This is a genomic window from Porphyrobacter sp. AAP60 (assembly GCF_001296025.1).
Taxonomy (GTDB): domain Bacteria; phylum Pseudomonadota; class Alphaproteobacteria; order Sphingomonadales; family Sphingomonadaceae; genus Erythrobacter.
This window is the reverse complement of the sequence record NZ_LJHV01000008.1, coordinates 695,897-707,772: the sequence shown is the minus strand read 5'-3', so window position 1 is coordinate 707,772 and position 11,876 is coordinate 695,897. Positions and strand designations below refer to the sequence as shown.

Annotated in this window: 15 protein-coding genes; 10 read left to right on the top strand and 5 right to left on the bottom strand. The window is 65.4% G+C overall.

All coding sequences use genetic code 11. The annotated features are described in order from the left end of the window. Position 1 precedes the first annotated feature (1 nt). From IP79_RS09315 to IP79_RS09275, 9 genes are read left to right on the top strand one after another with little or no spacing between them, the layout of a single operon-like run. On the top strand, positions 2 to 760 hold the full coding sequence (locus IP79_RS09315) for a flagellar basal body rod protein FlgF (protein ID WP_054118922.1): 759 nt from the start codon (positions 2 to 4) through the stop codon (positions 758 to 760). Positions 761 to 787: 27 nt separating this feature from the next. After that, on the top strand, positions 788 to 1,579 hold the full coding sequence (gene flgG, locus IP79_RS09310) for a flagellar basal-body rod protein FlgG (protein WP_054118921.1): 792 nt from the start codon (positions 788 to 790) through the stop codon (positions 1,577 to 1,579). 20 nt (positions 1,580 to 1,599) lie between these two features. Beyond that, positions 1,600 to 2,307 carry a flagellar basal body L-ring protein FlgH gene (locus tag IP79_RS09305; RefSeq protein WP_054118920.1) on the top strand — a complete coding sequence of 236 codons (708 nt, stop codon included), beginning with the start codon at positions 1,600 to 1,602 and terminating at the stop codon, positions 2,305 to 2,307. 11 nt (positions 2,308 to 2,318) lie between these two features. Further along, entirely contained in the window at positions 2,319 to 3,425 is a 1,107-nt protein-coding gene (locus IP79_RS09300) for a flagellar basal body P-ring protein FlgI (protein WP_054118919.1), read from the top strand. Beyond that, the gene (locus tag IP79_RS15480; RefSeq protein ID WP_054118918.1) at positions 3,422 to 3,712 is read left to right on the top strand and encodes a hypothetical protein; all 291 of its coding nucleotides are present in this window, start codon (positions 3,422 to 3,424) and stop codon (positions 3,710 to 3,712) included. Before IP79_RS09300 ends, IP79_RS15480 begins: the two co-directional genes overlap by 4 nt. An 11-nt stretch (positions 3,713 to 3,723) precedes the next feature. Beyond that, entirely contained in the window at positions 3,724 to 5,064 is a 1,341-nt protein-coding gene (gene flgK, locus IP79_RS09290; protein WP_054118917.1) for a flagellar hook-associated protein FlgK, read from the top strand. Between the two features lie 15 nt (positions 5,065 to 5,079). Further along, positions 5,080 to 6,000 carry a flagellin gene (locus tag IP79_RS09285; protein WP_054118916.1) on the top strand — a complete coding sequence of 307 codons (921 nt, stop codon included), beginning with the start codon at positions 5,080 to 5,082 and terminating at the stop codon, positions 5,998 to 6,000. A gap of 32 nt (positions 6,001 to 6,032) precedes the next feature. Continuing rightward, positions 6,033 to 6,896 (top strand): flagellar motor stator protein MotA, encoded by an 864-nt coding sequence (motA, locus tag IP79_RS09280; RefSeq protein WP_054118915.1) that lies wholly within the window; start codon positions 6,033 to 6,035, stop codon positions 6,894 to 6,896. A 1-nt stretch (position 6,897) separates the two neighbouring features. Continuing rightward, complete coding sequence (locus IP79_RS09275; RefSeq protein ID WP_082337118.1) at positions 6,898 to 7,854, top strand: flagellar motor protein MotB; 957 nt, start codon at positions 6,898 to 6,900, stop codon at positions 7,852 to 7,854. Here the strand turns inward: IP79_RS09275 and IP79_RS09270 are convergent. The 5 genes from IP79_RS09270 to argB form a co-directional block, all read right to left on the bottom strand. Beyond that, complete coding sequence (locus IP79_RS09270) at positions 7,851 to 8,474, bottom strand: MarC family protein (protein WP_054119047.1); 624 nt, start codon at positions 8,472 to 8,474, stop codon at positions 7,851 to 7,853. The two genes, IP79_RS09275 and IP79_RS09270, sit on opposite strands and share 4 nt — an antisense overlap. Positions 8,475 to 8,493: 19 nt before the next feature. Then, positions 8,494 to 9,258 (bottom strand): hypothetical protein, encoded by a 765-nt coding sequence (locus IP79_RS09265; protein WP_054118914.1) that lies wholly within the window; start codon positions 9,256 to 9,258, stop codon positions 8,494 to 8,496. Next, positions 9,258 to 10,166 (bottom strand): bifunctional methylenetetrahydrofolate dehydrogenase/methenyltetrahydrofolate cyclohydrolase FolD, encoded by a 909-nt coding sequence (gene folD / locus IP79_RS09260; protein ID WP_054118913.1) that lies wholly within the window; start codon positions 10,164 to 10,166, stop codon positions 9,258 to 9,260. The genes IP79_RS09265 and folD overlap by 1 nt, the downstream gene beginning before the upstream one ends. Continuing rightward, on the bottom strand, positions 10,166 to 10,459 hold the full coding sequence (locus tag IP79_RS09255) for a YggT family protein (protein WP_054118912.1): 294 nt from the start codon (positions 10,457 to 10,459) through the stop codon (positions 10,166 to 10,168). Before IP79_RS09255 ends, folD begins: the two co-directional genes overlap by 1 nt. 117 nt (positions 10,460 to 10,576) lie before the next feature. Then, a complete protein-coding gene (argB, locus tag IP79_RS09250; RefSeq protein WP_054119046.1) occupies positions 10,577 to 11,476 on the bottom strand; it encodes an acetylglutamate kinase in 900 nt (299 codons plus the stop codon). Between the two features lie 212 nt (positions 11,477 to 11,688). Between argB and IP79_RS15475 the strand changes: the two genes are divergently transcribed. Continuing rightward, positions 11,689 to 11,853 (top strand): hypothetical protein, encoded by a 165-nt coding sequence (locus IP79_RS15475; RefSeq protein WP_156318216.1) that lies wholly within the window; start codon positions 11,689 to 11,691, stop codon positions 11,851 to 11,853. Positions 11,854 to 11,876 lie beyond the last annotated feature (23 nt).

Below are 11,876 nucleotides of genomic sequence, written 5' to 3'. Positions count from 1 at the left end.
TATGGACCGGATGATCTACACCGCGATGACCGCGATGAACGCTGCGATGGACCGGCAGCGCACGGTGGCGAACAACCTCGCCAACGCCAGCACGCCGGGCTTTCGTCAGGAAATCTTTGCGGTCACCCCGGCCACCTTGAAGGACGGCTCGATCGAAGCCCGCGCCGTGGCGCGCGGCAATGTGCGCGGGGCGGATATGACCGCAGCGCGCGTGGTGCCGACCGGCAACCCGCTGGACGTGGCGCTGGAAGGCAAGGCATTGCTCGCGTTCCAGTCGCCGGACCTGCAGGGCGAGGTCTATTCCCGGCGCGGCGACTTGCGGGTAGGCGCTTCGGGCGTGATCGAGAACGGCGAAGGGCTCGCGGTGCTGGGCGAAGGCGGCACGCCGATTACAGTTCCGCCCGGCTTTGCCATCGCGATTGCTTCCGATGGCGCGATCCTCGCCAGCGATCCGGCGGCACCAAATGCTGCGGCAGAACAGATCGACCGGCTGCGGCTGGTCAATCCGGAAGGAAGCCCGCTGGCCAAGGGGATCGACAGCTTTCTCAAGGTGCCGGGCGCGAATGGCGCGAACGGGGTTCTCCCGCCCGATCTGACCGCGCGGCTGACACCGGGCGCGCTCGAACAGTCCAATGTCCAAACCGCCGATACTCTTGTCCAGATGATCGAAGCCCAGCGAGCCTTCGAACAGCGCGCCAAGATCATCCGCACCGCAGGCGAGCTGGACGAAGCATCCAGCGGCCTGATGGGCTTACGCTGATCCCTTTTTCGCAGGAGACCCTGATCCATGCCCACTTCCGCCCTTCACGTCGCCCGCACCGGGCTTGAGGCCCAGGATGCGCGGATGCGCGTCATCGCCAATAACCTTGCCAATATCGGCACCACCGGGTTCAAGCGCGACCGGGCCGATTTTGCCACGCTGGCCTATCAGGAACAGCGCGTCGCCGGGCAGCAATCGACCGGGCAGACGGCCTATGCCGTCGGCCTCAACCTTGGCACCGGGGTGCAGGTGCAGGGCACCAGCCGGATCGAGGCGCAAGGCACGCTCAACGCCACCGGCAATTCGCTCGATCTGGCGCTGGATGGCCCCGGCTATTTCCAGGTGGAACTGCCGCCGGGCGGGCAGGTGGGCTTTACCCGCGCGGGCAACTTCACGCTGTCGAATGATGGCACGCTGGTCACTTCGCAGGGCTATGCGCTCCAGCCGCCGTTGCAGGTGCCGGTCGGCGCACAGTCGGTCACCATTGCGCCCGATGGCACGGTGAGCGCGCTGACCCCCGGCAATTCAGAACCCACGCTGCTGGGCCAGCTTTCGATTTCGAGCTTCATCAACCCCGCCGGCCTGCGCGCAATCGGTGACAACTTCCTTGTCGAAACCGCCGCCTCTGGCCCTGCTGAAACCGGCTTTGCGGGCGAAAACGGGCGCGGGCAGGTCCGGCAGGGGATGCTCGAAGCCAGCAACGTCAACGTGGTCGAGGAACTGGTCGAGATGATCGAAGCCCAGCGCGCCTACGAAATCAATTCCAAGATGGTGAGCGCGGTGGACGAGATGCTGCGCAACGCCAACCAGACCCTGTGAGACACCGTGTGAACCAGTCCATGACCCGCAATCTTCTTGTGATCGCCGCGCCTTTGCTGCTGGCCGCCTGCATGGGCGGGGGCAGCGCCGGGCCGCAGGCGGGCTTTACCGCACCGCCGCCGCCGGGTGCCGTCATGACGGCAGCGACCGCAGGCGATCCCTTTGCCGCCCTGCCGCCGGTGCAGCAGGCCAGCGCCGGATCGATCTTCCAGCCGGCCAACGGCTATGCCAACCTCGTCACCGGCAACCGCGCCCGTTCGCTGGGCGATATGGTGACGATCATTCTGGTCGAAGCGACTTCCACCAACAAGAGCACACAAGGGCGCACCAACCGCGAAGGCAGCCTCGGGATCACCCCGCCCGCCTCCGGCCCGCTCGATTTCCTCAACCCCGAAGCCCTTAAAGCTACGGCCGAAGGGTCGTTCACTGGAGGGGGCAATGCCGCGCAGCAAAGCCGCCTTAACGGAGCGGTCGCTGTGACCATCGCCGCAATCTACCCCAACGGCACCGCCGAAGTGGTCGGAGAAAAGCAGATGATGTTCAGCCAGGGCGATGAATGGGTGCAGTTCGCCGGTCGCATCCGGCTGGTCGATATCGACGGCGATAACCGACTTGCATCATCGCAGGTCGCCAATGCGCGGATCATCTATTCGGGCAAGGGCGCAGTGCAACAGGCGAGCCGTCCGGGCTGGCTGAGCCGGTTCTTCGGCAAGATTTCGCCGTTCTGAGGGGCACAGCCATGACACGGATTATCCAAGCTATCACCCTCGCGCTGGCGCTGTTTGCCGCCCTCGCCCCAGCACCCGCAGCAGCCGAACGCATCCGCGATCTCGGCCAGTTCGAGGGGCTGCGCGCCAACCAGCTGACCGGATACGGCGTTGTCGTCGGCCTGCAGGGCACGGGCGATAACAACCTTGCCTATGTGACAGAGGCGATGCGCGGTGTTTCCGGCAGGCTCGGCCTGCCCTTGCCGCCCGGCGTCAGCCCGACTTTGCGCAACGCCGCCGCTGTGATCGTCACCGCCGAACTGCCCGCCTTTGCCAAGCCGGGCCAGCGGATCGACATCACCGTGTCCACCATTGGCCAGGCATCGTCGCTGCGCGGCGGAGCACTGATCCTCACCCCGCTCTATGGCGCGGACGGGCAGATTTACGCGATGGCGCAGGGCAATGTCGCGGTTGGCGGGCTGGGCGTGACCGGGCGCGATGGTTCGCAGGTCAGCGTCAATGTCGCGACCGTGGGCCGGATTGCCGACGGCGCGAGCGTGGAACGGCTGGTTGCCACCGGTTTCGATCAATCCCCGTCCTTGCGCTTCAACCTGCACAAGGCCGATTTCCTCACCGCCGCGCGGGTGCGCGATGCGATCAACAGCCGTTACCCGGGCATCGCTACCATTGCTGACGGGGTGAGCATCGAACTCATGCTGCCGCAAGGCACCGATCTGCGTTCGGGCGTCATGGCCGAGATCGAGATGCTTGCCGTCACGCCTGCACCGGTTGCTGCCCGCGTCATCATCAACAGCCGTACCGGCACGGTGGTGATCAATGATGCGGTGCGTCTGTCACCCGCTGCGGTCAGCCACGGCAAGCTGGTAATCCGGATCGACGAGAACCCCACCGTGGTGCAACCCGCACCCTTCAGTCAGGGCCAGACAGCGGTGGAGCAATCCTCCACGATCACGGTCGAGGAACGGTCTGACCGGGTGGCATACATGCCAGGGGCAGCCTCGCTTTCCGAGATTGTCGACGCGCTGAACCTGCTGGGTGTGGGCGCATCGGATCTGGTGGTGATCCTCGAAAGTCTGAAGCAGGCGGGCGCGCTGCAAGCCGAAATGGTGGTGCTGTGATCGGCCCGCTCGCCCCTGCCGGCGCCGCTGCGCCCGCATCGGCCCTTTCGCCCGAACGCGCCGAACTGCGCAAGGCGGCGGAGGGGTTCGAGGCGATCATGGTGCGCAAGATGCTCGCTGCCGCGCGCGCCTCGAGCATGGCCGAAGAAACGCCGCTGACCGGCGGCGGGATGCAGCAGTTCCAGACCATGCGCGACGAACACTTCGCGGACATCGCCGCCCGATCGGGCACCTTGGGGTTTGCCCGCAGTATCGAAGCGCAGCTTGCGCAACACCTTCCACGCTAAAGGGGTAGCTGATGCCAACCGCGATCTTCTCCATTGCCCGCAGCGGCCTTGCGGTATCCCGCAGCAGCCTTGAGCTGACGGCGCAGAATATCGCCAATGCCGGCAATGCCGATTATTCGCGTCGCCTGCTGACGCAGGGCGAGCTGGTGATGACCGGATCGATCGGGATCAATCAGGCCGATGCGCTCGGCGGGGTGCGCCCCGGGATCATCGAACGCGCCGAAAGCGGGCTGGTGCAGCGCCAGGCGCGTGATGCCGCCTCTGCCCTTGCCGCAGCGCAGGCCGAATTCTTTGCCATGCGCGAGGCCGAAAGCGCGGTCGAGGCATCGGGCGTGTTCACCGGTCTGGTCGAATTCGAAGCCGCTCTCACCCGTCTGGAAGGTAACCCGCTGGAACCCGCGCTGCGCATTTCGGCGCTGGAAAGCGCGCGGCAGATGGCCAGCAATTTCAGCGTTGCCAACAGCACGCTCGGCAATGCCCGCAATCTGGTGCAGGGCGAAGCCAGCGCCGAACTGCTCGATGTCAATGAACTCGCGGCCCAGCTCGCGTCGATCAATGCCGATCTGGTCGGCGTCCGTGAAGGCACGGCAGGACGCGCCGCATTGCTCGACGCGCGCGACAAGGCGCTGCGCGGGTTGGCGCAGCAATTCGCCATCACCCCCACCATCAACGCCAATGGCACCGCCGATGTCGCATTGGCCGGCACGCCGCCGGTAGCGCTTGTCACTGGTGCAACCGCCGCCACCGCCAGCGTCACCTTTGCCGCCGATGGCACTGCGGCCTTCGCGGTCGGCGGAACGAGCTTTGTGCCCGGCGGCGGGGCCATGGCCGGACGAGCGGAGGCGCTGAGCCAGTTTGCCGGGTTGCAGGCCGATCTCGACGGATTGGCCGCATCGGTAATCAGCATCGCCAACGCCGCGCAGGCCAATGGCGTGGGTGCCGATGGCACCCCCGGCCAGCCGTTATTCGCAGGCACGGGCGCGGGCGATATCAGCGTGGTACTGGCTTCTGCCAATGGCCTTGCCACCGCGCCTGCCGGTTCGCCCGCAGGCAGCCGCGATACCGGCAATCTTGCCGCTCTGCTGGGCGCACTTGGCGCCAGCACCGGCCCTTCCGCCGGCGCGGACGCCCTGCTGCTGTCCCTGTCCAGCCGCGTATCCGCATTGCAGACCCGCAGCGATGGCCTGTTCGTCGTCGCTTCCAGCGCCGAGGCTGAGCTCTTGCGGGAAACCGGGGTCGATCTGGATGATGAAGCCGCCAATCTGGTCCGCCTGCAACAGGCGTTCGAGGCCAATAGCCGCGTGATCCAGATCGCCGCCGATCTATTCGATACCATCCTTGGCCTGCGGTAAGGGAGGGCGCGCAAAATGAGCTTTGTCAGCAATTCCACCGGTTCGTTCTTCAACCGTTCGCTTGCGCAGATGGCCGATCTTCGCGCCGGGATCGAACGCACGCAGACGCAGATCGCCACCGGTAACCGGATCGAACGTGGTTCGGACAATCCCGCTGCCGCCGCACAGTTGCGCAGTGTCGCCCGGCGCGAGGCGCTTGCCAGTGTCGAAGGCGACAATGCCGCGCAGCTTGGGCAGGATCTGGGTGCAGCATCTGACGAGCTTGAGGCCGTAACGGCGCTGCTGCAGCGCGCCCGCGAACTCGCGGTGCAGGCCGCCAACGCCCCCACGGGGCCGGACGGGCGGCAGGCCATCGCATTCGAGCTTCAGCAATTGACCGAAGAACTCTTCACCCGCGCCAATGGATCATCGCTGACGGGGGAACCACTGTTTGCAGGGCTATCTTCCGGCCCCGCCTTTACCCGCGATGCCCTTGGCAATGTCACCTATGCCGGCACGCCCACCAGCGGCGCTGTGCCGGTGGCGCCGGGCACCGCGATCGAACGCGGCCTGCCGGGCAGCGAAGTGTTCGAATTTGACCTTGGCGGCACCCCGTCAAGCGCCTTTGCCGTGCTGGGCGGTCTGGCAGCGGCGCTGAGTGGCGGATCGCCCGATCCCTCAGGCGCGGCGCTGGGGGCGCTAGCCGGGCTGGACACCGCGCTTGATACCGTAAGCCGCGCGAATACCATCCTTGGCACCCGCATGGCGTGGGTGGATCAGGTGCAGGATCAGCAGGCCAGCCGCGGGATCGCACTGGCCGAACGCCGCAGCCGTTTGGGCGATACCGATATCGCCGAAGCCATCGCCCGCCTGCAGCAATCGCTCACCGCGCTGGAGGCCAGCCAGGCCGCCTTTGCCCGGGTGAGCGAACTCAACCTGTTCCGCGCCCTGCGCTGACGCTGACCCCTGTCTGAAGGAGCTTTGCGCCCGTGTTTGTCGCAATCGGAATTGTCGTTCTCTTGGTAATGGTGTTCGGCGGGTTCATGCTCGCCGGCGGCGCTATGGGGCCGGTGCTCGCCGCGCTCCCGCTCGAATTCATGATGATCGGCGGGGCGGCCGTGGGCGCGACCCTGATCGGCAATTCGATGCACGAGATCAAGCTGCTGGGCGCCGGCCTTGGCAAGGTGTTCAAGGGGCCGAAATACACCCACGAGGATCACATTGATGTGATCGCGCTGACATCGAAGCTGATGAAACTGCTGCGATCCGAAGGCGCGGTCGCGCTGGAAAGCCATGTGACCGAGCCTGCATCGTCGGCCATCTTCAGCGAATATCCGCGCCTTCAGGCCGATCCTGTGATCACCGCGATGATCTGCGATCCGCTGACCTTGATGGTTGTATCATCGGGCACGCTCGATACCCATGCGGTGGAGGACGTGATCGACAGCGCGATCAAAACCCAGCTGCACGAGATGGATGAACCCCAGCACATGATCCAGTCGCTCGCCGATGCGCTGCCCGCGCTTGGGATCGTGGCGGCGGTGCTCGGCATCATCAAGACCATGGGCGCGATCAGCGAACCGCCCGAAACGCTCGGCAAGATGATCGGTTCTGCGCTGGTCGGCACCTTTTTGGGGGTGCTGCTGGCCTATGGCTTTGCCGGGCCGCTGGGCGCGCGGCTGAAGCAGATCAACACGCACGACAGCCAAATCTTCTATTCGATCAAGCAGGTCATCATCGCCTCCTTGCACGGCTATCCGCAGCCACTGGTGCTGGAAGCTGCGCGATCGGGCCTGCCGCCTGCGCACCGCCCGAAACTGACCGACCTGCTCGACATGATGCGGGGAAGATAAGGTGGCGCTATCCGATCCGACCCAATCGGGCGAAGGCGCGGCCGCCGCAGCCCTCGCGCCGATCATCGTCAAGAAGATCACCATCGTCGAAGGCGGCCACCATGGCGGCGCGTGGAAGGTTGCCTATGCCGATTTCGTGACCGCGATGATGGCGTTCTTCCTGCTCTTGTGGCTGCTGGGCGCAACCGAAGAAAAGCAACGCAAGGGCATCGCCGATTACTTCACTCCCACGCTGGTGAAGATGCGCAAGGAAAGCGCCGGATCGGACGGGCTGCTGGGCGGATCGTCGATCACCGACGCGGACAACTACCCCAACGCCATGGGCCAGACCGGCACGAAGGCGATCACCATTCCCCGCGGCGTGACTGGCGGCCCGGTCGAAGGCGGGGGACGCGGCGAACTCGATGCCGAAAAGCTGAAGGAACTGCGCGACAAGATCGAGAAGAAGCTCGTCCAGCGCCGCCAGCTATCGCACCTTGCCCGGCAAGTCCGGGTGATGCGCGCGCCCGAAGGTATCCGCATCGACCTCATGGACGACGCCGATTTCTCGATGTTCGAACTCGGCACCACGATCCTGACCAAGGATGCGCGCGGGCTGCTGGAGGTGATGGCCGAAACACTGAAAGATGAAAACGCTCCGCTGATCCTTCGCGGCCACACTGATTCGCTGCCGTGGCGCAGCGGTGTCGGGGCCAATAACTGGTCGCTTTCCACTGGCCGGGCCGAGGCCACCCGTCAGGCGCTGGTGCTGGGCGGGGTGACGCAGAAACGCATCGCCCGGATCGAAGGGGTGGCCGATACCGAACCGCTCGTCACCGACAATCCCGCCGATCCGCGCAACCGCCGCATCTCGCTGCTGCTGCTCGACGGGCGGGGCGCAGCGAAGCCCGAACGCATCGGGCCAGCCGGCAAGAGCTTGTCGCTGCCGGTCGAAAAGCAGGGCGTGCCCGGAAGCTAAATCCCGAAGCTGCCTTTCAACCCGTCGATCACATATTGGGCGGCGAGCGCGGCCAGCAACACGCCCAGCAGGCGGGTGATGACGGCTTCGACCTTGTCGCCGAGCAGCCGGATCAGCGGCCCGGCCGCAACCAGCGCGCCAGCCGTAATCGCCAGCACGGCAGCAAGCGCACCGAGAACTTCAAGCATCTGCGGCCAGCCATCAGCCTCGTTCATCAACAGCATCACCGCCGCGATCGCGCCCGGCCCGGCTAGCATCGGCATCGCCATCGGGAATACCGACACATCCTCGATTTCGGGCGTGGCCGCGATTTTCTCGGCCCGCTCCTCACGCCGCTGGGTGCGCTTTTCGAACACCATGTCAAAAGCGATGAAGAACAGCATCAGCCCACCCGCAATGCGAAAGCTGTCGAGCGCAATATGCAGCGCGCCGAGCAATTGCTGCCCGAACAGCGCAAAGATCAGCAGGATGATCGCCGCGATAAATGTCGCCCGCAGCGCCATGCTGCGCGCCTGCGCGGCACTCGCCCCCTTGGTGAGACCGGCATAGATCGGCGCACACCCCGGCGGGTCAATCACCACAAACAGGGTGATGAAAGCGGAGATGAAAAGTTCGGTCAACACAGCCCGGCGTTCAACATCATTCGCTACCCGGCGCAAGACTTTGTTCGAAAGCGGTCAGCCACCGGCCCTCGTAGAAATAGTCGGCCGTGGCATAGCGGGTGCCATCGTCCCGATGTTCCCAGCGCCAACGCAAGGTTCCATCGCGCGACAGGCGGGCATCGGCCTTGCCATCCTCGCCCAGCGGGATCGGCGGCGGCGGCGGAATGGCAGCCCCACCGCGCGGGCAGGATGCGACCATGCCCTTCACGGAATCGATTGCGGTGACAACGATGTTGCCATCCTCCACCGGGGGGCGCGGCGGCGGTTGCGGCACATCCAGTCCGCCCGCATCGAAGACATAGCGATATTCGCCGTTACCTTGCCGTTCCCACACGGTCACGAAATTGCCGACCTTGCCTTCGGGCGTAGTGAGGCGGCCCTGGGTCATCGCCACAGCGCCATCGCAGCTGATCGCCACGGCGCGGGTTTGCCATTGCACGGCGACAGGCGGATCGGTCTGGGTTGCCAGCCAGGGCTCGATCGCGAATGGCCCGTTCTTGCCGTGCAGCAGCGCGCCCGGCGCGGCGAACTCGCGGAAGGCGGTCCACTGCCCGCGTTCGCGCGCGGCGCGGGCAAAGGCGATTTCAACGGCGACAATCGTGCTCGGCTGCGCAGCGCCTGGCGCATTGGCCAGCGCGCGGTTGATTACCGCACGCGGCGGCCCCGGCGTGCGTTGACCGCTGGCGCAAGCCGCAAGCGTAACCGCGAGCGCCCCCAGCATCAGGAAGGGGGCGGCGCGCATCACAGCCCCTCGGGCACGGGCATTCCCGCATGGTGATGAGCTGCGACCAGCGTGTTGCGGAGCAGCACGGCAATCGTCATCGGGCCGACCCCGCCTGGCACCGGCGTGATAGCGCCAGCGACATCGCGGCTTTCGGCAAAGGCAACATCGCCGACCAGCCGGCCGCGCTCCTTGCCCTCTTCGGGTGGCAGGCGGTTGATGCCGACATCGATCACCGTGGCGCCCGGCTTGATCCAGTCACCCCGGATCATCTCCGGACGGCCCACCGCCGCAACCACAATATCAGCGCGGCGCACGATATCGGCGAGGTTCTTCGTGCGGCTATGCGCGATGGTAACAGTGGCATTGGCATCCACCAGCAGCTGGGCCATCGGCTTGCCGACAATGTTCGATCGCCCGATCACTACCGCATCCAGCCCCGAAAGATCACCCAGCCGGTCTTTCAGCAGCATCATGCAGCCCAGCGGCGTGCAGGGGATGAAGCCTTCCTGCCCCACGCTCAGCCGCCCGGCGTTGATTACGTGGAAGCCATCGACATCCTTGTCGGGATTGATCGCGGCGATGATCGCCTGTTCGTCCAATCCTTGCGGCAGCGGCATCTGCACCAGAATGCCGTCAACCGCCTCGTCCTGATTGAGCCGCTCAACCAGCGAAAGCAGCGCCGCCTCGCTGGTATCGGCGGACAGGCGGTGTTCGAAACTGGCAATCCCGGCGGCCTCGCAGGCCTTGGCTTTCGCGCCGACATAGACCTGGCTGGCCGGGTCTTCGCCTACCAGCACCACCGCCAGACCCGGTCGCCGCCCGGCATATTGCGCAAAGGCGGCAGCGCGTTCCCCGATACGGGCGCGCAAGGCTTCGGCAAAGGCCTTGCCGTCGATCAGTTCAGCACCGGACGTCGCGGCCAGCATCAATAAGCCCCCGCCACGCCCATCAACACCCGGATCAGCACCTGCAGCCCGATGATCAGCACCAGTGGCGAGAAATCGATCGCACCGGTGGCAGGCATGATGTTGCGGATGGGCCGCAGCACCGGTTCCAGCAGGCGGTTGATCGAATCGTAAACCTGCCGGAGAAATTCATTGCTGGGGCTCACCACGTTGAAGGCGAACAGCAATCCGATCACGAACTGCACGATGATCAGCATCACCAGCACATTGGTGATCATCACCAGAATATCGACGAGTACTGCAACTGCCGGCATGGTCTTTCATTTCCCTTGACGAAGCGCCGGCCGCAGCCATGCCTTCTGTGATGTCCCTCGGAGGCGTATTAGCGTGTTAATACGCCTCGCGCCACAATTGTGTTCCCGCAGGTCGCCTTATGCGCGAACCAGTGTGCCAGCCCCGCGCGCGGTGAAGAATTCGAGCAACATCGCGTGGCCCACTCGTCCATCGAGCACAACCGCCGCCTCGCAGCCCGATTGCACCGCGGTGACGCAGGTTTCCAGCTTGGGCACCATGCCGCCGCGGATCACGCCATCTTCACGCAGCTTGGAGATATCGGCGGGGGTGAGATCGGTCAGCAGCTTGCCATCGCCGTCCAGCACGCCCTGAACGTCTGTCAGCAGGAACAGCCGCGCAGCCCCCAGCGCCGCAGCAATCGCGCCCGCCATGGTATCGGCGTTGATATTGTAGGTCGCCCCGTCCGCACCGGGCGCGATCGGGGCGATCACCGGGATCATGCCTGCGGCCACCGCAGTGTCGATAACGCTGGTATCGACCATCGCCGGTTCGCCCACGAAGCCGAGATCGATCACCTGTTCGATATTGCTATCAGGATCGCGGGTGGTGCGGGTGACCTTGCGCGCTTTCACAAGCCCGCCATCCTTGCCCGAGATGCCGATCGCCTTGCCGCCAGCCGCCGCGATCCAGCTGACCAGTTCCTTGTTGATCCCGCCCGAAAGCACCATTTCCGCGATCTTTGCGGTGGCCTCGTCCGTCACCCGCAACCCGTCGACGAAGGTGCTTTCCACGCCCAGCCGGGCCAGCATCTGGCCGATCTGCGGCCCGCCGCCATGCACCACCACCGGGTTGATCCCGACCGCTTTCAGCAGCACGATATCCTCGGCAAAATCGCGCGCGGCTTGCGCGTCGCCCATCGCGTGGCCGCCATATTTCACCACAAAAGTGCGCCCGGCATAGCGCTGGAAATAGGGCAGCGCCTCGATCAGCACTTCGGCCTTGGATACGTCGAGCGCTTCGGCGCGGGGGTGATCAATCTTGTCAGTCACGGGTGTTCCATTCCGCTGGTCGCCTGCGCGCCCTAGCGTCCCTTGCGCGCCGGGCCAAGCGGCTTGCTGCGGCGGCCGCGCGTGAAATTAGGCAATTGCGCAGATGGGTGGTAAATCGCCGTCCAGTCGCATGAGGCTATAACCGCCTCGGCATCGGCAGACACCGGCAAAACCGGGCGCCGCTTCAGTTGGATGTGAGCATGAGTGACGAGACAAAGTCCGGCTCCGATGGCCGGCGGCAGGATGATCGGCGGCAAGCACAACAACCGTTTGACGGCCCCGATCGCCGCAAGGGGGAGCGCCGTTCGGGCACCGACCGACGCTCCAATCCCCGCAGCACCGACACCGAACCTGGCGCGACCTAGAGGAGGTCTAGGGCGCACCTGGC

Excerpts from the sequence above, each read along its gene's own strand:
- IP79_RS09315 (WP_054118922.1), top strand. The coding sequence starts at position 2 with ATGGACCGGATGATCTACACCGCGATGACCGCGATGAACGCTGCGATG.
- flgG (WP_054118921.1), top strand. The coding sequence starts at position 788 with ATGCCCACTTCCGCCCTTCACGTCGCCCGCACCGGGCTTGAGGCCCAG.
- IP79_RS09305 (WP_054118920.1), top strand. The coding sequence starts at position 1,600 with ATGACCCGCAATCTTCTTGTGATCGCCGCGCCTTTGCTGCTGGCCGCC.
- IP79_RS09300 (WP_054118919.1), top strand. The coding sequence starts at position 2,319 with ATGACACGGATTATCCAAGCTATCACCCTCGCGCTGGCGCTGTTTGCC.
- flgK (WP_054118917.1), top strand. The coding sequence starts at position 3,724 with ATGCCAACCGCGATCTTCTCCATTGCCCGCAGCGGCCTTGCGGTATCC.
- IP79_RS09285 (WP_054118916.1), top strand. The coding sequence starts at position 5,080 with ATGAGCTTTGTCAGCAATTCCACCGGTTCGTTCTTCAACCGTTCGCTT.
- IP79_RS09265 (WP_054118914.1), bottom strand. The coding sequence starts at position 9,258 with ATGCGCGCCGCCCCCTTCCTGATGCTGGGGGCGCTCGCGGTTACGCTT.
- folD (WP_054118913.1), bottom strand. The coding sequence starts at position 10,166 with ATGCTGGCCGCGACGTCCGGTGCTGAACTGATCGACGGCAAGGCCTTT.
- IP79_RS09255 (WP_054118912.1), bottom strand. The coding sequence starts at position 10,459 with ATGCCGGCAGTTGCAGTACTCGTCGATATTCTGGTGATGATCACCAAT.
- IP79_RS15475 (WP_156318216.1), top strand. The coding sequence starts at position 11,689 with ATGAGTGACGAGACAAAGTCCGGCTCCGATGGCCGGCGGCAGGATGAT.